This is a genomic window from Bradyrhizobium diazoefficiens USDA 110 (genome assembly GCF_000011365.1).
In the GTDB taxonomy this organism is placed as follows: Bacteria; Pseudomonadota; Alphaproteobacteria; order Rhizobiales; family Xanthobacteraceae; genus Bradyrhizobium; species Bradyrhizobium diazoefficiens.
Genome location: NC_004463.1, coordinates 6758310 through 6777853, shown reverse-complemented (window position 1 = coordinate 6777853; position 19544 = coordinate 6758310). Strand labels below are relative to the sequence as shown.

Annotated in this window: 16 protein-coding genes; 4 read left to right on the top strand and 12 right to left on the bottom strand. The window is 64.9% G+C overall.

All coding sequences use genetic code 11. From position 1 onward, the window contains the following. Positions 1-9: 9 nt before the first annotated feature. The gene (locus BJA_RS31180) at positions 10-1359 is read left to right on the top strand and encodes an 8-oxoguanine deaminase (RefSeq protein ID WP_038966720.1); all 1350 of its coding nucleotides are present in this window, start codon (positions 10-12) and stop codon (positions 1357-1359) included. Between the two features lie 95 nt (positions 1360-1454). On the opposite strand, the gene BJA_RS31175 is transcribed toward BJA_RS31180, so the two are convergent. From BJA_RS31175 to BJA_RS31160, 4 genes are all read right to left on the bottom strand, one after another. Next, the gene (locus BJA_RS31175) at positions 1455-2531 is read right to left on the bottom strand and encodes a BMP family ABC transporter substrate-binding protein (RefSeq protein ID WP_038966719.1); all 1077 of its coding nucleotides are present in this window, start codon (positions 2529-2531) and stop codon (positions 1455-1457) included. Between the two features lie 78 nt (positions 2532-2609). Next, complete coding sequence (locus BJA_RS31170) at positions 2610-3527, bottom strand: ABC transporter permease (RefSeq protein ID WP_011088898.1); 918 nt, start codon at positions 3525-3527, stop codon at positions 2610-2612. Then, positions 3514-4605 carry an ABC transporter permease gene (locus tag BJA_RS31165; RefSeq protein ID WP_011088897.1) on the bottom strand — a complete coding sequence of 364 codons (1092 nt, stop codon included), beginning with the start codon at positions 4603-4605 and terminating at the stop codon, positions 3514-3516. The genes BJA_RS31170 and BJA_RS31165 overlap by 14 nt, the downstream gene beginning before the upstream one ends. After that, the gene (locus BJA_RS31160; RefSeq protein ID WP_011088896.1) at positions 4589-6160 is read right to left on the bottom strand and encodes an ABC transporter ATP-binding protein; all 1572 of its coding nucleotides are present in this window, start codon (positions 6158-6160) and stop codon (positions 4589-4591) included. Before BJA_RS31160 ends, BJA_RS31165 begins: the two co-directional genes overlap by 17 nt. A 583-nt stretch (positions 6161-6743) precedes the next feature. Between BJA_RS31160 and BJA_RS31155 the strand changes: the two genes are divergently transcribed. Beyond that, positions 6744-7850 (top strand): hypothetical protein, encoded by a 1107-nt coding sequence (locus BJA_RS31155; protein ID WP_011088895.1) that lies wholly within the window; start codon positions 6744-6746, stop codon positions 7848-7850. 195 nt (positions 7851-8045) lie between these two features. Here the strand turns inward: BJA_RS31155 and BJA_RS31150 are convergent, their stop codons facing one another. The 6 genes from BJA_RS31150 to BJA_RS31125 are packed head-to-tail and all read right to left on the bottom strand — an operon-like array spanning position 8046 to position 13926. Then, complete coding sequence (locus BJA_RS31150) at positions 8046-8525, bottom strand: nucleoside deaminase (RefSeq protein ID WP_011088894.1); 480 nt, start codon at positions 8523-8525, stop codon at positions 8046-8048. A 13-nt stretch (positions 8526-8538) separates the two neighbouring features. Then, on the bottom strand, positions 8539-10071 hold the full coding sequence (locus tag BJA_RS31145; RefSeq protein ID WP_011088893.1) for an ABC transporter ATP-binding protein: 1533 nt from the start codon (positions 10069-10071) through the stop codon (positions 8539-8541). Further along, positions 10068-10751, bottom strand: coding sequence for a biuret amidohydrolase (locus tag BJA_RS31140; protein ID WP_011088892.1), 684 nt, complete (start codon positions 10749-10751; stop codon positions 10068-10070). Before BJA_RS31140 ends, BJA_RS31145 begins: the two co-directional genes overlap by 4 nt. A gap of 25 nt (positions 10752-10776) precedes the next feature. Further along, positions 10777-11703, bottom strand: a complete 927-nt coding sequence (locus BJA_RS31135; protein ID WP_011088891.1) for an ABC transporter permease — start codon at positions 11701-11703, stop codon at positions 10777-10779. Position 11704: 1 nt separating this feature from the next. Continuing rightward, on the bottom strand, positions 11705-12817 hold the full coding sequence (locus tag BJA_RS31130) for an ABC transporter permease (RefSeq protein ID WP_011088890.1): 1113 nt from the start codon (positions 12815-12817) through the stop codon (positions 11705-11707). Next, positions 12814-13926, bottom strand: a complete 1113-nt coding sequence (locus BJA_RS31125; RefSeq protein WP_038966718.1) for a BMP family ABC transporter substrate-binding protein — start codon at positions 13924-13926, stop codon at positions 12814-12816. The genes BJA_RS31130 and BJA_RS31125 overlap by 4 nt, the downstream gene beginning before the upstream one ends. A gap of 408 nt (positions 13927-14334) precedes the next feature. On the opposite strand from BJA_RS31125, the gene BJA_RS31120 reads away from it, so the two are divergent. Further along, a complete protein-coding gene (locus BJA_RS31120; RefSeq protein ID WP_038966724.1) occupies positions 14335-15609 on the top strand; it encodes an allantoate amidohydrolase in 1275 nt (424 codons plus the stop codon). Between the two features lie 96 nt (positions 15610-15705). Continuing rightward, the gene (locus BJA_RS31115; protein WP_011088887.1) at positions 15706-17079 is read left to right on the top strand and encodes a hypothetical protein; all 1374 of its coding nucleotides are present in this window, start codon (positions 15706-15708) and stop codon (positions 17077-17079) included. Between the two features lie 10 nt (positions 17080-17089). Here BJA_RS31115 and BJA_RS31110 read toward each other — a convergent pair whose 3' ends face one another. After that, the gene (locus BJA_RS31110; protein WP_011088886.1) at positions 17090-18409 is read right to left on the bottom strand and encodes a dicarboxylate/amino acid:cation symporter; all 1320 of its coding nucleotides are present in this window, start codon (positions 18407-18409) and stop codon (positions 17090-17092) included. Positions 18410-18495: 86 nt separating this feature from the next. After that, positions 18496-19509, bottom strand: a complete 1014-nt coding sequence (locus tag BJA_RS31105; RefSeq protein WP_011088885.1) for a formamidase — start codon at positions 19507-19509, stop codon at positions 18496-18498. Positions 19510-19544: the final 35 nt, after the last annotated feature.

Below are 19544 nucleotides of genomic sequence, written 5' to 3'. Positions count from 1 at the left end.
AACAGGATCATGAGCGACGCAAAGCCGATCTGGATCAGGGATCCCCTGGCCATCCTCGCCGACGGCGCCGGGCGCGGGATCGTGGTGAAGGATGGCCGGATCGTCGAGCTCGTGCCGGCCGGCGGCGTGCCTGCGACGGCGGATGTCGCGGTGTTCGACGCGAGCGAACACGTCGTGCTGCCGGGCCTTATCAACACCCATCATCATTTCTACCAGACGCTGACGCGGGCGCTGCCGGCGGCGATGGACCGCGAGCTGTTTCCCTGGCTCCAGGCGCTCTATCCGGTGTGGGCGAGGATGACGCCGGAATCGCTGGAGCTCGGTGTGACCGTGGCGATGTCCGAGCTGCTGCTGTCGGGCTGCACCACCACGACCGATCATCACTACGTGTTCCCGGCGGGGCTCGAGGAGTCCGTCGATATCGAGGTCGGAGTCGCAAAACGGCTCGGCGTGCGCGTGCTGCTCACGCGCGGGTCGATGAACCTGTCGCAGCGCGACGGCGGGCTGCCGCCCGACAGCGTCGTGCAGGACGAGGACACCATTCTCGCCGACAGCGCGCGCGTGGTCGCCAAGCATCACCAGCGCGGGGCGGACGCGATGGTGCAAATCGCGCTGGCGCCGTGCTCGCCATTCTCGGTGACGACGTCGCTGATGCGCGCCACCGCCGATCTCGCCGACAAGCTCGACGTGCGCCTGCACACCCATCTCGCCGAGACCGAGGACGAGAACAAATTCTGCCAGCAGATGTATGGCTGCCGTCCACTCGACTATCTCGAGCAATGCGGCTGGCTCAATACGCGGACCTGGCTCGCCCATGGCATCTTTTTCAACGCCGACGAGATCAAGCGGCTCGGCAAGGCCAGGACGACCATCAGCCACTGCGCCTGTAGCAACCAGCTTCTGGCGTCCGGCTGCTGTCCGGTCTGCGAGATGGAGGATGCCGGTGTCGGGATCGGCATCGGCGTCGACGGCTCGGCCTCGAACGACGGGTCGAATCTGATGCAGGAGGTGCGGGCCGCGTTCCTCCTGCAACGGGCGCGCTACGGGGTGACGAAGGTCAGCCACAAGGATGCCCTGCGCTGGGCGACCAAGGGCTCGGCGGCCTGTGTCGGCCGGCCGGAACTCGGCGAGATTGCCGTGGGCAAGGCAGCTGATCTGGCGCTGTTCAGGCTCGACGAACTGCGTTTCTCCGGCCATGGCGATCCCCTGGCCGCGCTGGTGCTGTGCGGGGCATACCGGGCCGACCGGGTCATGGTGGCAGGACAATGGGCCGTGATCGACGGCGCGATTCCGGGACTGGATGTCGCCGATCTCATCCGCCGCCACAGTTCCGCGGCGCGGGCGATGCAGGCGGGATAGAAAGAGGGGGCAACCACAAGTGCCGGGTGCTTGTGGCTACCCCCTCCGAACCTCCTCCGGGAGGAGCAGGTGGTCCAGGCAATGCAAGAAGCGTGCTACTTGCCCGGCAGCTTGTCGTCGATGCCCTTGACGTAGAAATTCATGCCAAGGATCTGGCCGTCAGCGAGATTGGCGCCGCCCTTGCACTCGACCTCCTTGCCGTCCTGCCCAACGATCGGGCATTTGAACGGATGCAGCTTGCCGGCGGTGATCGCGGCCTGGGCATCCTCGGCCATCTTCTTCACGTCGTCGGGCATGTTGGTGTAGGGCGCCATCGCGAACATGTGGCTGTCCAGGCCGCCCCAGGTGTCCTCGGACTTCCAGCTGCCGGCCAACTCGGCCTTGACGCGCTCGATGTAGTAGGGGCCCCAGGTATCGAGGATCGAGGTCAGCTGGGTCTTGGGCCCGAACTTGATCATCTCGGAATCCTGACCGAAGGCGAGCTTGCCGCGTTCGCTGGCGATCTGCATTGCCGCCGGCGAGTCCGTGTGCTGCATGATCACGTCGGCGCCCTGGTCGATCAGCGCCTTGGCGGCGTCGGCTTCCTTGCCCGGGTCGAACCAGGTGTTGGCCCAGATGATCTTGACCTTGATGTTCGGATTGATGGTCTGCGCCGCGAGGATCGTCGCGTTGATGCCGGAGACGACCTCGGGAATCGGGAACGAGCCGATATAGCCGAGCACGCCCGACTTCGACATCTTGGCCGCGATCAGGCCCTGGATATAGCGGCCCTGGTACCATTTGGCCGAATAGGTCGACATGTTCTTGTCGCGCTTGTAGCCGGTGGCGTGCTCGAAATGCACGTTCGGATACTTCTTGGCGACCTTCAGCGTCGGGTCCATGTAGCCGAACGAGGTGGTGAAGATCAGCTTGTTGCCGGCGCGGACGAGTTGCTCGATGGCGCGCTCGGCGTCGGGACCTTCAGGGACGTTCTCGAGCGTGGTGGTCTCGATCTTGTCGCCCAATTCCTTCACCAGCGCCAGGCGTCCCTGTTCGTGCTGGTAGGTCCAGCCGAGGTCGCCCACCGGGCCCAAGTAAATGAAGCCGACCTTCAGCTTGTCGGAGGCGGAGGCGGCACTGACGCTTCCGGCAAGCAGAAGCCCGGCAGCCAGCGCAAGAAGTGATTTTCTCATCATCAATCTCCAGATAGTCGGGGAAAGCCACGATCCGCAGCGTGCGCGCCCCATCGCGCCCGTCGCGGAAATGAAAACTCAGCGGTCAGGCACGAACACGGTGCCGAGCGCGGCCGGCGCGGTCGAGCCGCCGGTGCGCGCGCGGGACAACAGGACCAGCACGATGACGGTCGCGAGGTAAGGCAGCGCCGACATGAATTGCGAGGGAATGCCGACGCCCCAGCCCTGCGCGTGCAGTTGCAGGATGGTCACCGCGCCGAAGAGATAAGCACCGACCACGAGCCGGCCCGGCCGCCAGGACGAGAACACCACCAGCGCCAGCGCGATCCAGCCGCGACCCGCCGTCATGCCCGGAATGAAGAACGGCGTATAGGCGAGCGGCAGATAGGCGCCGGCAAGGCCGGCGCAGGCGCCGCCGAACATCACGGCGAAGGTGCGGATGCGCAGCACGGGATAGCCGAGCGCATGCGCCGAGACGTGATTGTCGCCGCAGGCGCGCAGGATCAAGCCCGCCCGCGTGCAGTACAGGAACCACCAGACGCCGATGATCAGCGCGATGGAGAAATAGACGAAGGCGTCCTCGCCGAACAGCACGCGGCCGACCAGCGGAATGTCGGTGAGGCCGGGAAGGGCGAGATGCGCAGCCGGCGTGATGCGCTCGCCGACGAAGCCGGCGCCGATCAGGCCGGAGAGCCCGATGCCGAGAATGGTCAGCGCGAGGCCCGTTGCGACCTGGTTGACGGCGAGCCCGAGCGCCATCAGCGCGAAGATCAGCGACATCAGCGTGCCCGCGACGATGCCGAACAGCGCGCCGACCAGAATCGAGCCGGTCAGCCAGGCGCCGGCAAAGCCGCAGGCCGCGCCGACGATCATCATTCCCTCGACGCCGAGATTGAGCACGCCGGAGCGCTCGGTCACGAGCTCGCCGGTCGCCGCGATCAGGAGCGGCGTCGAGGCGGCGAGCACCGCAAGGATGATGGCTTCAACCAGTTCCACGGGCCACCTGTCGGTTCGGGAAGACCAGCTTGAAGCGGTAGAGGATGAGGGAGTCGCAGGCGAGCACGTAGAACAACAGAATGCCCTGAAACACCTTGGTGACATCCAACGGGATCTTCATCGCGATCTGCGCCTGCTCGCCGCCGATAAAGGTCAGTGCGAGAAAAAGACCTGCAATTAATATTCCAAGCGGGTTCAGCCGGCCGAGGAAGGCGACGATGATCGCCGTAAAACCGTAGCCTGGCGAGATGCCGGGCTGGAGATGCCCGACGGGACCCGCGACCTCAATGATGCCGGCAAGGCCCGCGAGCGCGCCGGAAACCGCGAAGGTCAGGATGATCAGCTGGTCGGCGTTGAATCCGCCGAACCGCGCCGCGCGGGGCGCTGCGCCGACTACGCGAATCTCGAAACCCTTGATGGTTCGTCCGAGCAGGATCGCCGCCGCCGCAACGACGAGCAGGGCGATGATCGACCCGAGATGCAGCCGGCCGCCTTCGATCAGCAGCGGCACCGTCGCCACCGGATCGAATTCGGCGGTGGTCGGGAAGTTGAAACCGTGCGGATCGCGCCAGGGGCCACGCACGAGATAATCAAGGAAGAGGTCGGCGACATAGACCAGCATCAGGCTGGTCAGGATTTCACTGGCGCCGAACTTCACCCTGCAGATCGCCGGGATCAGCGCATAGAGCGCGCCTGCAGCGGCTGCGAGCACGAGCATGGCCGGCAATACCCAGGCCCCGGCGTCAGTGCCTTGCGTCTTCACCGCGATCCAGCTTCCGGCGACCGCGCCGATCAGGAATTGCCCCTCGGCGCCGATGTTCCAGGCATTGGCGAGATAACAGAGCGACAGGCCGATCGCGATCATCACCAGCGGCGTCGCCTTCACCGCGATCTCCTGGAGCGAATAGCCGTCGGTCAGTGGCGCGATGAAATAGGCATGCAGGGCGAGGAGCGGATTCTTGCCGAGGATCGCGAACAGGATGGTCATGGTGACGATCGTCAGGCCGATCGCGATCAGCGGCGAGACCAGCGCGATCGTGTTGGAGCGCTCGGCGCGCTTCTCAAGCACCAACTGCATGCGCGGCCTCCTTCGGCTCCAGGCTGCTGCCGCCCATCAAAAGGCCGAGTTTTTCGCGGGTCGCTTCGCTTGTTGCGAGCGGCGCCGACAGGTGGCCGTGGAACATCACGGCGATGCGGTCGGCGATCTCGGCGAGCTCATCGAGATCCTGGCTTGTCACCAGCACCGCGGCGCCGGCGGTCGCGAGATCGAGCAGCGCCTGGCGGATCACCGCGGCGGCGCCGGCATCGACGCCCCAGGTCGGCTGGCTGACCACCAGCACTGCCGGGTTGCGCAGGATCTCGCGGCCGACGATGAACTTCTGCAGATTGCCGCCGGAAAGGCTCGCAGCCTCCGGATCGCGCTTGGCCTTGCGCACGTCGAAGGTTTCGGTCGCGCGATCGACGGTCTTCAGCGTCGCGGCGGTGTCGATGAAGCCGCGATGAACCATGCCGCTGGCGGCGTGCCCGGTCAGCAGCGCGTTCTCCGACAGCTTCATGCGCGGTGCGGTGCCGTGACCGAGCCGCTCCTCGGGAACGAAAGCGGCACCCAGCTTGCGCCGCTGCGTGATCGACAGATGCCCGGCGGCGATGCCTTCGATCACCACCGTGCCGGGGTCCTTGGACAGGCGCTCGCCGGAGAGCGCGGCGAACAGCTCGTCCTGGCCGTTGCCGGCGACGCCGGCGATGCCGAGAATCTCGCCGCCCTTCAGCTCGAACGAGATGTGCTCCAGCCGAACGCCGTGCGCTTCGCTCGGCGCGAGCGAGAGGTCGTTGACGACGAGCCGCGGCACGGTGGTCTTGCGGCCGGCGGGCGCTTTGACCTCCTTGATCTCGCCGCCGACCATCATGCGCGCGAGCGAGGCGGCGGTCTCGAGCCGGGGATTGCAGGTGTCTACTTTCCTGCCGCCGCGCAGGATCGTGGCGGTGTCGCAGAGGCGCTTCACCTCTTCGAGCTTGTGGCTGATGTAGAGAATGGCGCGGCCTTCGGCCCTCAGCCGCTCCAGCACGATGAAGAGCTGGTCGGCCTCCTGCGGCGTCAGGACGGCGGTGGGCTCGTCCAGGATCAGGAATTTCGGATCCTGCATCAGCGCACGGACGATCTCGATGCGCTGGCGCTCGCCGACCGACAATTGCCAGACCTCGCGTCTGGGGTCGAGCGGCAGTCCATAGGTCTTCGACACCTGCTCCAGCCGCGCCGACATGTCCTTGAAGGATTCTTTCCCATCGAGGCCGAGCGCGACGTTCTCGGCAACGGTGAGGTTGTCGAACAGCGAGAAATGCTGGAACACCATGCCGATGCCGCGGCTGCGAGCTTCCGACGGGCCCGACAGCACGATTCGTTCGCCCTGCCAGCGAATCTCGCCGGCGCTGGGTTGGATCAGCCCGTAGATCGCCTTGACCAGCGTGGATTTGCCGGCGCCGTTCTCGCCCAGCAGCGCGTGGATTTCCTTCGGCCAGATATCGATGTCGATGGAGTCGTTGGCGAGGAAATCCCCATAGCGCTTGGTGAGCCCGAGCGTCTGAAGCAGCGGGGACTCGCCGGAATGCAGGCCGTTAGGCGTCGGATCTAACATTCGCTGATGCGCTTGCATGGGGTGAAGTGCCTCAATAGTGAGCTAGTTTGAACCGCCGCGTAAGGTGTGAAAAAGCGTCATCCCTTGCTCAACGCTTCGGCAGGCGGTTGATGACGGCGAGTCGCCGCTCTCGCCGTGCGCGGATCGTGCTCCAGCGCCTCAGGACTGTCCTTGCGGGCGCGGCTTGCGCGTGACGTCTGTTGCAAATTTGTGACGGTTCAAGCCAAATCGGAACCGGCTGTGCAGGCTTGACCTGAAGTTGAGCAAAGTCGCGCCACCACGCGTATGCATTTGCGGACCGACGTGACGACGGCCGCCGATCATCATGTCTGCCCTTTCGCTCCGACATGAAAGGCGAACAAAATCAAACGGGAATGTTCGGCAATGGCCCGCCTTGCCTTGCCGCATGCAGGCAGGTGGGAGCGCACAAGAATCCTCAAAACTCCGCGGAGAAGAGCCACCGGCTGCCGAAACAAGCGGCATGCCTTGAAAAAAGTTGAGGCTTCTCACCCCGGGAGATCGGCGCAAGTGTCGCACCCAAGGGACGTTCATTTTTACGTGTCCAAACTTGGGGGTATTCAGGATGTCGTTTCGTTTCAAGGCAATTGCAGCCGCCGCGCTGTCACTTGCTACGCTCGCTACCGGTAGCCTGGCCCAGGCGGCGGATCTGCCGGTCAAGGCTGCCAAGAAGCCGGCCGACCTCCCGTTCTTCCTGGTGATCGACAACCGCGTCACGTTCTCCTGGATGCCCAAGGGCACCGACCCCGGCATGTGGAGTGTTCGCCCCGACGGCAGCATCAACGGCACCACAGCCAAGCAGGTCTACTCCTTCACCCACTTCGACCTCTGGGCCTACGGCACCAACTTCTTCACCATCTCGATGTTCAAGTCGGGTCACAATGACCCCGCCAGCCCTTGCGTCGCGCCCGGCGTGAACATCGGCGGCACCGCCAGCGACTGCGCGGGTGCGACCGAGATCTATGGCCTGTTCCGCTCGACCTTCGGCTGGAACGAGATCTTCAACACCAAGGCCTTCACCATGGGGCCGCTGCACAACATCTCGTTCGAAGTCGGCATGGACGCCAACACCGAGAACACCTTCCTCGCGCCGGCCAAGCGCGACGTCGTCGCCGGTCTCCAGTTCGCCTTCGACCTTCCCTACAAGGGCTACATCAACGTCGCTCCGTTGATGTACTGGGAGTTCTCGAACCACAACGCCTTCACCCAGTGCGGCCTGTTCGGACCGGGCGTTGCGGGCGTGACGTGTAACTCGGACGGCAACGTCAGCTACAACCCGACCTGGGCCGTCGAGATCAACTACTACATGGACCTCGGCTTCCTGCCGCCCAACATGCAATTCTGGTCGATCAGCGGCCGCGCCGGCTGGTACGGACCGAAGGGCGACTCGAACGGCCTTCCCGCGCTGTCTGGCACCGGCATCTTCAGCACCAAGTCCAAGACCGAGCTGAACAGCGAACCGATCCGCCTGACCTTCGATGCCTCGAAGGCGGTCTGGGGTGACAAGTACTCGCACTTCGTCGACCTCTGGGTTGCCTACCGCTACTGGCAGAACAAGTTCGGTCTCGACCACAACGCCATGGCGGGTGTCTGCACGGTCGCCGCGACCGGCCAGAGCACCAAGAGCTGCACCGAATCGACGGTCTACGGTGGCATCACTGTGAAGTTCTAATCGGCTGAAGACTCCAAGCTACAACAATGGCGCCGCGCATGACCCGTGCGGCGCCATTGGTATTTGCGGGAAGACGCTGCCGTAGGGTGGGCAAAGCGAAGCGTGCCCACCACTTCTGCTTCGATTGCATTCAAATGGTGGGCACGGCGCAAGAGCGCCTTTGCCCACTCTACGCTTCCGAGTTTGTGGTGGCGGCTACTTCGTCCACACGCCGTCGTGCAGCACCTCGGCCTCGTCCTCCAGCAGCGGCCCCACGACCTCTGTCGGTCGCTGGCCACCGGCAAAGACCGTGCGGCAGGGCAGGTCGAGGGTCGGGTTCTCCGGGTGGTTGCCGGTGACGCCGCGCAGGCGGTGCTCGCTGAGGCCGTAGACGACGCGGCCGATGCCGGCCCAGTAGATCGCCCCGGCGCACATCGCACACGGCTCTGCCGAGGAGTAGAGCGTGGCCTCTGCCAGCACCTCGCGGCTGAGCGTGCGGCAGGCCTGCGTGGCCGCGAGGCGCTCGGCATGCGCAGTGCCGTCGCAATCAGGCATGTAGCCGTTCTCGGTCTCGATCAGCACCTTGCCGTCCGCAGCGACGACGACGCAGCCGAAGGGATGGTTGCCATGGGTGAGGGAGCGGCGGGCGACCGCAAAGGACAGACGCAGAAAGTGCTCGTCGCGTGCGCCGTCCATCGGTCCTCCGCAGTCAGTGTCCCGCCATGTGCCGACCGATCACGGTGAGATCGGCCTCGCTGGTTCGTGCTTCATACACGAACTCGCCGTGGAACATTACCACGAGGCGATCGGACAGTTCGAGCAGTTCATCGAGGTCTTCGCTGACGAGCAGCACCGCCGCGCCGCGGTTGCGGGCCGCCATGATCTCGGCGTGGATCTGCGCCACCGCCGCGAAGTCGAGACCGAAGCAGGGATTGGCGGCAATCAGCACCTCGACGTCGCCGCCGAGCTCGCGGGCCAACACGGCGCGCTGGACATTGCCGCCCGAGAGCGCCGAGATCGGCGTATCGGGCGTTCGAGTCTTGATCTTGTACTGCCCGATCTTCTTCATGGCGTCGTTGCGGAAGGCGCTGCGATTGAGCCACCAGCCGCCGCTGGCGAACGGCGCCCGGTCGAACTCGCGGAAGGCGATGTTGTCGGCGACGCTCATGCCGCCGACACAGGCGTTCTTCAGCGGCTCCTCGGGCAGCAGCGACATCTTGTGGCGCCGCATTTCCTCGCGGCTGGCGTGATAGGGATCGCCGGCGACGCGGACCTCGCCGCTCTCGGCCTCGCGCTGGCCGGCCAGCACCTCGACGAGCTGGCGCTGGCCGTTGCCGGAGACGCCGGCGATGCCGACGATCTCGCCGGCGCGCACGGTGAGGGAAACGTCATGGACGGCAATGGCGCCTGCGTCGTCGAGCGCGCGAATTTTTTCCAGCTCCAGCCGCGCCTGGCCGGCTTCGCCGGTGCGCGGCGGCTGCACGGTCAGCTCCTCGGCGCCGATCATGGTGCGCGCCATCGCGTCCGGCGTCAGCTCGGCAACCTTGCCGGCTCCGGCGAGCTTGCCGCGGCGCAGGATCGTGACCTCGTCGGCAAAGGCCATGACCTCGCGGAACTTGTGCGTGATCATCAGGATCGTCAGCTCGCCTTTGACGACCATGTCGCGGAGCATGCCGAGCACCTCGTCCGCCTCCGCCGGCGTCAGCACCGAGGTGGGCTCGTCCAGGATCAGGAAGCGGCGCTTCAGATAGAGCTGTTTCAGGATCTCGCATTTCTGCCGTTCGCCGGCCGAGATGTCGGAGACTCTTGCGGAGAGCGGCACCTTGAAGGGCATCCGCGCCAGAAAGGCCTCGAGCTGCTTCATCTCCTTCGACCAGTCCACCACGGCCGGCACAATGTCACGTGCCAGAACGAGGTTTTCGGCGACCGTCATGGCCGGCACCAACGTGAAGTGCTGGTAGACCATTCCGAGGCCGAGGGCGTGAGCGTCTTTCGGGTTGGCGATCGCCTGCTCGCGGCCGCCGACGATGATGTCGCCCTCGGTTGCGTGGTAATAGCCCATGATGCACTTGACGAGCGTCGACTTGCCGGCGCCATTCTCGCCGAGCAGCGCATGGAATGACCCCGGCCGCACCTTCAGCTCGACATTGTCGAGCGCCAGGAAATCGCCGAAGCGCATGGTCATGGCGATGGCGTCGACGCCGAACGCGCCTGAGGGCGGAGGCGTTTCGCCGATGATCACGAAATCGCTCCTATGAAGGCCTCGGAGGTCGAGACCGCGCCGAATACGCCGCCCTGCATCTTGATCATCTTCAGCGCATGATCGTGATTGCTCTTGTCCGTGGCGCCGCAGCAATCGTGCAGCAGGACACATTCGAAGCCGCGGTCGTTGGCCTCGCGCATGGTGGTGTGGACACAGACGTCGGTGGTGATGCCCGTCAGCACGATGTTCTCGATGCCGCGCACGCGCAGGATCAACTCCAGGTCGGTGGCGCAGAACGAGCCCTTGCCAGGCTTGTCGATGATGGGCTCGCCCGGCAGGGGGCTAAGCTCCTCGATGATGTCCCAGCCGGGCTCGCCGCGCACCAGGATACGTCCGCAGGGTCCGGGGTCGCCAATGCCGGCGCCGATCTGCCGCGAGCGCCAGCGCTTGTTGGCGGGCAGGTCGGAGAGATCGGGACGATGGCCCTCGCGGGTATGGATGATGTGAAAGCCTTGGGCGCGCATCGCCGCGAGCAGCTTCTTGATCGGCTCGATCGGCGCCCGCGTCAGCGAGAGGTCATAGCCCATCTTGTCGACGTAGCCGCCGACCCCGCAGAAATCGGTCTGCATGTCGATGATGATCAGCGCCGTGTTCTCGGGACGGAGGTCACCGTTATAAGGCCAGGCATAGGGCTCGGACTTGACGTAGCGCTCGGGCATGGACGACCTCGTTGCGTGTCGTATGTTACCGTGTGATCGAGAGTTCGGCGGGCGCGCCGGTCAGCGTGCGTTTGGGCGAGCAGGTGATGATCATGATCGCCAGCGTCAGGATGTAGGGCGCGGCGTTGAAGAGGTGATAGCCTGAGGTGACGCCGACCGATTGCAGTGCCGGTCCCAGCGCCGCGGCGCCGCCAAAGGCGAGCGAGGCCCACAGGCAGAGCAGGGGATCCCAGCGCGCGAAGATGACAAGCGCGACCGCGGTGATGCCCTGCCCGGAGGACAGGCCCTCGTTCCAGCTTCCGGGATAGAACAGCGACAGGAACGAGCCGCCGATGCCGGCGAGGAAGCCGCCGACCATGGTGGCTCGCAGGCGGATCAGCAGCACGGAATGGCCCATGGCGCGTGCAGCGTCAGAGCTTTCGCCGGCGGTGCGAATGAGAAGGCCCCAACGTGTGGTCCGGAAGGCCCAGTAAAGGATCGGCGCGAGCGCGACGCCGATCAGGAACAGGACATTGACGCGTAGCGCCGCGCGGACCTGCGGGATGTCGCTCCACCAGCCGAAATCGATCGCGGGCAACCGCGGTGCGGTGGGCTCGATCAGCGGCTTGCCGAGATAGAAGGCAAGCCCGGTGCCGAACAGCATCAGGGCGATGCCGACCGCGACGTCGTTGACGCGCGGCAGCGAGCAGATGCCGGCATGCAGTGCGCCGAGAAGCGCCCCGGTGATGCCGGCGGCGAGCACACCCAACCATGGTGATCCCGAGAGATAGGAGATGCCGTAGGCGCTCATCGCGCCCATCACCAGCGTGCCTTCGAGGCCGAGATTGATGCGGCCTGAGCGCTCCGTGATGCATTCGCCCAGGCTCACGAACAGGAAAGGCGTGGAGACGCGAATGGCTCCGCCGAGCACGGCGAGCGGGACGGTCCAGAGTCCGATCGATCCGTCTGCCATCTCAGGATCTTCCCTTCAAGAATCCGATGCGGCCGTAGAGCGCATCGCTGGCCAGCACGAAGACGAAGATGATGCCCTGGAGCACCAGCACGGAGGCGTCGGGCAGCCCCAGGCGGCGCTGCAACAGGCCGCCGCTGGCGCTGATGCCGCCGAGCAGGATCGCGACGGGGATGACGGCGAGCGGATTTTGCCGCGCCAGGAACGCAACGAGAATGCCGGTGAAGCCGTAGCCAGCCGCGAGATTGGCGTTGGTGCGCCCCTGCACGGCCGCGACCTCGACCATGCCGGCAAGGCCTGCGGCGCCGCCGGCGAGGAAGCAAACGGTCAGGATCAGCTTGCTGACGCCGAGGCCGACGATCTTCGCGGCGCGGATGTTGGCGCCGGCGACCCGCGCGGCGAAGCCGAACACGGTGTGATAGATCAGGATGTAGGCGGCGATCGCCGCGATCAGGCCGAAGACGAGACCCCAATGCACGTCGGTGCCGGGGATGGAGCCGATCATGTTGGCGGCACCGATCTCGCGGGTCGACGGCTTGTTGAGGCTGGCGGGATCGCGCATCAACCCCTCGACGAGATGGTTGAGGATCGCGAGCGCGATGTAGACGAGCAGCAGGCTCGAGATGGTCTCGTTGACGCCGCGGTACTGCCGAAGCGCGCCGGATAGCATGATCCACAGACCGCCACCGATCACGCCGGCGATGACCATGGCGATCTGCACGACGAGCGGCGGCATGCCTTGGAGTGCGAGCGCAGCACTCGTCGCGGACAGCGCGCCGATCAGCAGCGCGCCTTCGCCGCCGATGATGACCATGCCGAGCTGCGCGGGCAGCGCGGTGCAGAGCGCAGTGAGGATCAGGGGCGCTGCGCGCGTCAGCGTGTTCTGCCAGGAGAACCAGGTGCCGAACGCGCCGTAATACATGTAGAAATAGAGATCGAGCGGGTTCTTGCCGAACATCGCGACGAAGATGCCGAAGACCACGAGCGCGCCGGCGAGCGCCGCGCCCGGGATCAGGATGTACTCGATTGTCGCGCCGTGGCGCTGGAGGAATCCCGGATCGGCGGCCGGGGCAATTGTCCCGGCCGCCTCGGCGGAATCCGCCGCTTCCGTGGTCACGAAGTCGCTCCGATCACGCCTTCGACGAGATAGTCCATCTTCTCCAGTTCGGGATCCTTCTGGCCGCGATCGGTGCCGGCAGGGATCATCGTCTTGCCCTTGTTGTCGACGAGCCCTCCCTTGAAGATCGCGTATCCTTCCGCCGACAGGAACTTGGCCTTGATGTCGTCGGCATGCTTGCGCGCCTCGGCGGAGACGGCTTCGCCATAGGGCGAGGTCTTGACGATCTCTTCCTTGAGGCCGCCGCGATAGAAGTTCGGGATGCTCTCGCCGGCGGCGATCATCTTGACGAATTTCGGATAGAGCGCTTCCCAATTCCACTCGGCGCCGGTGAGATACGCCTTCGGCGCGAGCGGCGACTGGTTGGTGTGATAGCCGCAGACGAAGGCGCCGCGGCGCGCCGCGTTCTCGACCATCGTCTTCGGCCCGTCGACGTGGCAGGTGAGGACGTCCACGCCCTGGTCGATCAGGCTGTTGGTGGCTTCGGCTTCCTTGACCGGCATAGACCAGTCACCGGTGAAGATCACCTGCGTCGTCGCCTTGGGATTGGCGAGCTTTGCGCCGAGCGCGAAGGCATTGATGTTGCGCAGCACCTGCGGGATCGGCTTTGCGGCGACGAAGCCGAGCTTGCCGCTCTTGGAGGTGTAGCCGGCGACGATGCCGGAGATGTACTGGGCTTCGTCGATATAGCCGAAATAGCTGCCGGCGTTCTTCGGGTCCTTGTCGGTCCAGAGGCCGCCGCAGTGCTCGAAGCGCAGCTTCGGGAACTTGTTGGCCATCTTGATCATGTGCGGATTGTAGTAGCCGAACGAGGTCGGGAAGAGCAGGGTGGCGCCATCGAGATTGATCATGGACTCGATCGTCTTCTCGACCGCGTCGGTCTCCGGCACCTTCTCTTCCTCGACGACCTTGAGGCCGGGAATCTTCTTTAGCGCTGCCGCGCCCTGGGCATGCGCCTGGTTGTAGCCGTAGTCGTCGCGCGAGCCGACATAGATGAAGCCGATGGTGGTGTCGGCCGCGAAGGCCGGGCGGGCGCCCGCCGCCGCGCCGAGGGTGAGGGCGGCGCCGCCCTGCAACAAATGACGTCGTGAAATCCTGCCAAAATCCATTGCTTGCTCCCCTTGGCGGATGCCCCGCCTTGATCTCGCGGCCACCGCCGGTTTGGCGGAGCCGGGATAAGTTGTCGCAAGCTTTGTGCCAGAGGCTATGAAGTGTGCATAACGATACAAGCTATTGAAAAATAAAGGAGATATATCTTGATGGAATCCTGCTGAGGAAAATAGCAGGTCAATTTATGGGCAATATTGTTCTATTGTATGCAGTGGAGTTGAGCAGTCTAAACCAGCTCTCGCATGTGCATGACTGGCGTCGGGCAGTCTGCCGGCGAGGCGCATTCATGCTAACCACGCGCTGATTGGGACGGCGCCGGCCGCATTATTTTGCTGGCACCGAACTTGTATCGATCGCCGCCAGGACCGCCGCCGCCGCGGTCCCAGAAGATGGAAAGCTCGACCGAGATGGGTGCTGCTACCGCCGTTCAAGATGCATCGCTCGGCGAGGAGATCGTTCGCCGCATCAACGTGCTCGGCGCGATTTCGGAAGAGACCGACAAGCTCACCCGCATCTATCTCAGCAAGGAGCTGCGCGCCGCTGCGGATCTCATCCTCGGCTGGATGCGTGAGGCCGGCATGAGCGCGCATCTCGATGCGATCGGCAATGTCTGCGGCCGCTATGAGGGCGAGCGGCCGGGGGCGCCCTGCCTGATGCTCGGCTCGCACTACGACACCGTGCGCGACGCCGGCAAATGGGACGGGCCGCTGGGTGTGATCACGGCCATCGCCTGCGTCGCCGATCTCAACCGCCGCGGCAAGCGCCTGCCGTTCGCGATCGAGGTCATTGGCTTTGCCGACGAGGAGGGGGTACGTTTCGCCTCAACGCTGCTCGGCAGCCGTGCGGTGGCCGGCACTTTCGACGAGAGCGTCCTGAACACGCGCGATCGCGACGGCGTGTCGATGCGCGATGCGCTCGTCAAGTTTGGCCTCGACCCGGACCATGTCGGCGCGGCCGCGCGGGCCCGGCGCGAGTTGTTGGCCTATCTCGAATTGCACATCGAGCAGGGTCCGGTGCTGGAAGCACAGAACCTGCCCGTCGGCGTTGTCACCGCGATTGCGGGCGCGACACGGCTGGCCGTGCGGCTGAACGGCATGGCCGGTCACGCCGGCACCGTGCCGATGGCGCTGCGCCGTGACGCGCTCACCGGCGCGGCCGAATGCATCGGCGCGATCGAGCAGTTCTGCCGGACCGACGAGGGCGGCCTGGTCGGCACCGTCGGCTACATCCAGGCGAGGCCCGGCGCGACCAATGTCATCCCGGGCGAGGTGTCCTTCACCATCGACATGCGCGCGCCGACCGACATGCACCGCAAGCGCGCGGTCGCCGACGTCGTCAGGCAGATCGAGGCGATCGCTAAGCGCCGGCAGCTGGCGCTCCAGCTCGATGTCACCCACGAGAACCGCACCGCACCCTGCGCGTCCTGGCTGAAAGACCAGATCGCGCAGGCGATCGCCGCGGAAGGCGTTTCCGTGTTCGACCTGCCGAGCGGGGCCGGGCACGACGGCATGGCCATGATTGACATCGCCGATGTTGGCATGATTTTCGTCCGCTGCCGTGGCGGCGTCAGCCATCACCCGGACGAGCATGTCGAGCTCGCCGACGCCGACGCCGGCGCACGGGTGCTGCTCAGGGTGATCGAGAATTTCAGGCCGCGGGAGGATCGCGCCAGCGCGAAGTGACTATCGGGAGCCCGCACGTCATCGGGACGAGACACGAATCAGTCACGCTTGGAACGGTGGCCGGCCATCGCCGGGATCCCGAGACACCAGGCGCACATGAACAGCGATATTTCCTTGCCGTCACATCGCGGAAATCGGTTTTACCAGGGTATGGCCGCGACCTTTGCCGCCAACGCTCTTCAGGCCGTCAATTTTCTCGGTGATCGATTCCTGAGAAAGTCGCATCCTTCGTTGTCGGCCATCGAGGATCTTTACCGGCACTCGATGGACAGCGCCTTCTCGGTGACCGAGTCCTTTCTCGTCACGGGAGCGCCGCACGCATCCGCCTATTATCCGCGCGACTTCGCCTGGTTCTATCCTGATGTCCTCGACCCCGAGACCATCATGGATGCGCAGGACGCGGTGCGGCGGGCGCGTCTGCTCGAAAAGAGCGTCCGTCTGTTGCTGGAGGCGGTTCGAGCCAACGTCGTCACGACGACCATCGTCCCGGCGGGACACGCACGGTATCTCGGCGTGAACTATTTCTCGCGCCCGTCGGACACGCTGCTCGGCATTCTGGCCGGCCTGCGGCAGATGATCTTTGCCGAGGAGAGAGCGTCGTCCTATCTGGCGATGTCACAATGCGCGCATGCCGGCCGCTTGTTGCTGGCCGAATACGGTGGCGACCTGAAGCGCGCGATCCTTCGGCTCGCGCGTGAGCTGGAGCCGTTCGACGACGACGGGGTCAGGTATCTGCTCTGCGACGCCCGCGCGCCGCGCTCCGCGGCGACGGACACGCGTGCCGAGCGCAGGCGTTTCGTCACCAACGCCTGCGTCTACACGACGTTCGTATGGGGCGTGCAGCTCGGGGTCGTCGAAGAGAACGAGCTGAAGCGGCTGCTCGGGCACGACCTCGGGCAATACAAGAAGGACCTGCTCCGCCTGTTCGGCAAGGGCGGCTATATCAGGCACTCTCTGGATGGCCCGGCGAGCTCGCCGGCGTCATCGGTCGCCCTGGACTTCGTCAGCGTGCATCGCGGATTTTGGGATATGAGCGAGGCAAGCGAGCGCGCGCTGTTCGCGGCCACGACGGATCTGATCATTGCCGAACCGCGTTTCCGCATCCCCAGCACGTTCCATTTCCTGGTGTCCGCGGATAATCCCCGGAACAAGATGATCCACAAGATCGCGGCTCCCGCCTATCAGGGGCGTTCGTCCTGGCCGACCTTCAACGTCGAGTTTGCCGATCGCATGCTGGACTATGATGAATTCTCGGGAGGCGATACCTATCGGGCCTGCGCCCAGGGAATATTGCAGGACATCCGGACCGCGACCGAGGTCCATGGCGGTTATCAGGAACTGATCTCGGAGCACGGTCTGAAATATCGCACCTGGGCCTACAGGGGCGCCGTCGCTCACTCCTGGTTTCCGCGCTTCCTGTCGGTCTGGAGGAGGGCGTATGGAACGCCGCTCCTCCAGTGGAACGATTGATCCGCGAGCGCTAGCCCGCCGTCACGTCCACCATCTCGCCGCCTTCGAGCACCTTGGCCGCCTTGGCGCGGTCGAGGTCGCCTTCCCAGGCCGCGACCACGACCGTCGCCACGCAGTTGCCGACGAGATTGCCGAGCGCGCGGGCCATGCCGATGAACCAGTCGACCGAAAGCACCAGCACGAGGCCGATCGCAGGGATGCTCGGCACCGCGTTGAGTGTCGCGGCCAGGATCACGATGGCCGAGCCCGGCACGCCGTGTGCGCCCTTTGAGGTGATCAGCGAAACGCCGAGCACCAGGAGGAGATCGCCGAACGACAGCGGCGTGTTGGTCGCTTGCGCGATGAACACGACGGCAAGTGTGAGGTAGATCGAGAAGGCATCGAGGTTGAACGAATAGCCGGTCGGGATCACGAGGCCGACCACGGAATCCTTCACGCCCATGCGCTCCAGCTTCTTCATGATCTGGGGCAGCACCGCGTCGGAGGACGCCGTCGCGAGCACGATGGTGAGCTCCTCGCGCAGGTAGGCGAGGAATTTGAGGATGTTGATTCCGGCAAGCGCCATCACGCCCCCGAGCACGCCAAGCACGAAGATGCCGACCGAGACGTAGAACAGCATCACCAGTGAGACGAGCTGCTTCAGCGAGCCGACGCCGTATTTGCCGACGGTGTAGGCGACGGCGCCGAGCACGCCGAGTGGAGCGACACGGACGATAAGCTCCATGACGCGGAACAGCACGGTGGAGGCTGCGTCGATGATGGAGGTGACGAGCGCGCCCTTCTCGCCGCCGACGAGCGCAAGACCGACGCCGAACAGCACCGCGAAGAACAGCACCTGGAGCACGTCGTTGCGCGACAGCGCATCGAAGGAGGTGGTCGGGATCACGTTCATCAGAAAGGCGCCGATGCCGCCGCCGGACAGCTTGTGGGCGTTGTCGGCGTAAGTGTTGAGCGCCTTCGCATCTAACGTCGAGGGATCGATGTTCATGCCGTGGCCGGGGCCGAACAGGTAGGCGAGCAGCAGCCCGACCACGAGTGCGACCGTCGTCATGACCTCGAAATAGACCAGCGCCTTGACGCCGACCCGGCCAACCTTCTTGAGGTCGCCGGCGCCGGCAATGCCGTGGACGACGACACAGAACACGATCGGCGCCACGATCATCGAGATCAGCTTCAGGAAGGCGTCGCTGAGGATCTTGAGCCCGATGGCGAAGTCCGGAACGGCCATTCCCAGGATGACGCCAAGCGCCAGCGCGGCCAGGACCTGGACGAACAGTGAGGCGTAAAGTGGCTTGCGCTCGGCGGCCGGGGCCGCGGCAATGGTCGACATGGTGAACTCCCCCAATTTGACGCGTCTTGGGCGTCAAAAGGAGCAACTACCGTGCCAGAATGTCGCGGTCGGAGCCGAAAACGGCTCTATTCCGCCGCCTTCGCCGTCTTGCCGTACATCCGTGTCGGTGCCGGGAAGCCACAGGAACTGCCGTCGGTGACCTTGACCTGGTCTTCCCACGGCAGGCGGAAGGTGCCAGCGACCATGTCCTGCATGAAGGTATAGGGGCAGTCCATCGCGCCGCCTTTCACCGCGACATAGCCGCGGTGCCAGAGCTGGTAGATGTTGTTCTCGACGCCCCAATTGATCCGCGCCTCGCGCACGAGATCGGGCCGCACCTCGGCGGTGATGATCTCGTCGGCGCGACCGGTGGTGCCGTGCGCCAGCACCGCGCCGTCGAAATTGACGATCATGCCTTCGCCCATGGAATCGAACGAGCCATCGCTGCCGCACATGCAGACATTGGCCGTCACCATCAGATTCTGGAACGAATTGGCCTGGTTGGTGAAGCGCCAGGCCTCGCGGATCGGCGCGGTGTAGCCCGCAGTGCGGATCATGATCTCGGCGCCCTTGTAGGCGCATTCCCGCGCCATCTCCGGGAACATGCCGTCATGGCAGATGATCAGCGCGATCCTGGCGCCTTTCGGACCCTCGATCACGGGAATGCCGATGTCGCCGGGCTCCCACGGCTCGACCGGAATCCAGGGATGGAGCTTGCGGTAGTACAGCTTGATCTCGCCGTGGTCGTCAATGATCAGGCCGGAATTGTAGGGATTGCCGTGCGGGTTGAACTCCATGATGGAGAAGCAGCCCCAGATCCTGTTGTCGACGCAGGCCTTCTTGAAGGCCGTGACTTCGGGTCCGTCGAGCCGGCACATGATCTCGGGATTGGTGTCCATCGAGAGGCCGTGCAGCGAATATTCGGGGAACACCACCAGATCCATGGTGGAAAGGTTGCGGCGCGCCTTGCCGACCATCCAGACGATACGCTCGGTCTGCCTTGCCAGATCGGCCCGCGTGACGACGTTCGGCAGTTGCAGCTGCACGAGCCCGATGACCACGCCCTCAGGCGATTTGTTCAACCCGCCAAGCCCGTTCATGATCAGCTCCCTTGCTGGAACCAGAGCGCCGCGCC

What these genes read in the sequence shown, in the direction of transcription:
- BJA_RS31180 (WP_038966720.1), top strand. Translation starts at nt 10, where the DNA reads ATGAGCGACGCAAAGCCGATCTGGATCAGGGATCCCCTGGCCATCCTC.
- BJA_RS31175 (WP_038966719.1), bottom strand. Translation starts at nt 2,531, where the DNA reads ATGAGAAAATCACTTCTTGCGCTGGCTGCCGGGCTTCTGCTTGCCGGA.
- BJA_RS31165 (WP_011088897.1), bottom strand. Translation starts at nt 4,605, where the DNA reads ATGCAGTTGGTGCTTGAGAAGCGCGCCGAGCGCTCCAACACGATCGCG.
- BJA_RS31160 (WP_011088896.1), bottom strand. Translation starts at nt 6,160, where the DNA reads ATGTTAGATCCGACGCCTAACGGCCTGCATTCCGGCGAGTCCCCGCTG.
- BJA_RS31155 (WP_011088895.1), top strand. Translation starts at nt 6,744, where the DNA reads ATGTCGTTTCGTTTCAAGGCAATTGCAGCCGCCGCGCTGTCACTTGCT.
- BJA_RS31150 (WP_011088894.1), bottom strand. Translation starts at nt 8,525, where the DNA reads ATGGACGGCGCACGCGACGAGCACTTTCTGCGTCTGTCCTTTGCGGTC.
- BJA_RS31140 (WP_011088892.1), bottom strand. Translation starts at nt 10,751, where the DNA reads ATGCCCGAGCGCTACGTCAAGTCCGAGCCCTATGCCTGGCCTTATAAC.
- BJA_RS31135 (WP_011088891.1), bottom strand. Translation starts at nt 11,703, where the DNA reads ATGGCAGACGGATCGATCGGACTCTGGACCGTCCCGCTCGCCGTGCTC.
- BJA_RS31125 (WP_038966718.1), bottom strand. Translation starts at nt 13,926, where the DNA reads ATGGATTTTGGCAGGATTTCACGACGTCATTTGTTGCAGGGCGGCGCC.
- BJA_RS31120 (WP_038966724.1), top strand. Translation starts at nt 14,335, where the DNA reads ATGGGTGCTGCTACCGCCGTTCAAGATGCATCGCTCGGCGAGGAGATC.
- BJA_RS31115 (WP_011088887.1), top strand. Translation starts at nt 15,706, where the DNA reads ATGAACAGCGATATTTCCTTGCCGTCACATCGCGGAAATCGGTTTTAC.
- BJA_RS31110 (WP_011088886.1), bottom strand. Translation starts at nt 18,409, where the DNA reads ATGTCGACCATTGCCGCGGCCCCGGCCGCCGAGCGCAAGCCACTTTAC.
- BJA_RS31105 (WP_011088885.1), bottom strand. Translation starts at nt 19,509, where the DNA reads ATGAACGGGCTTGGCGGGTTGAACAAATCGCCTGAGGGCGTGGTCATC.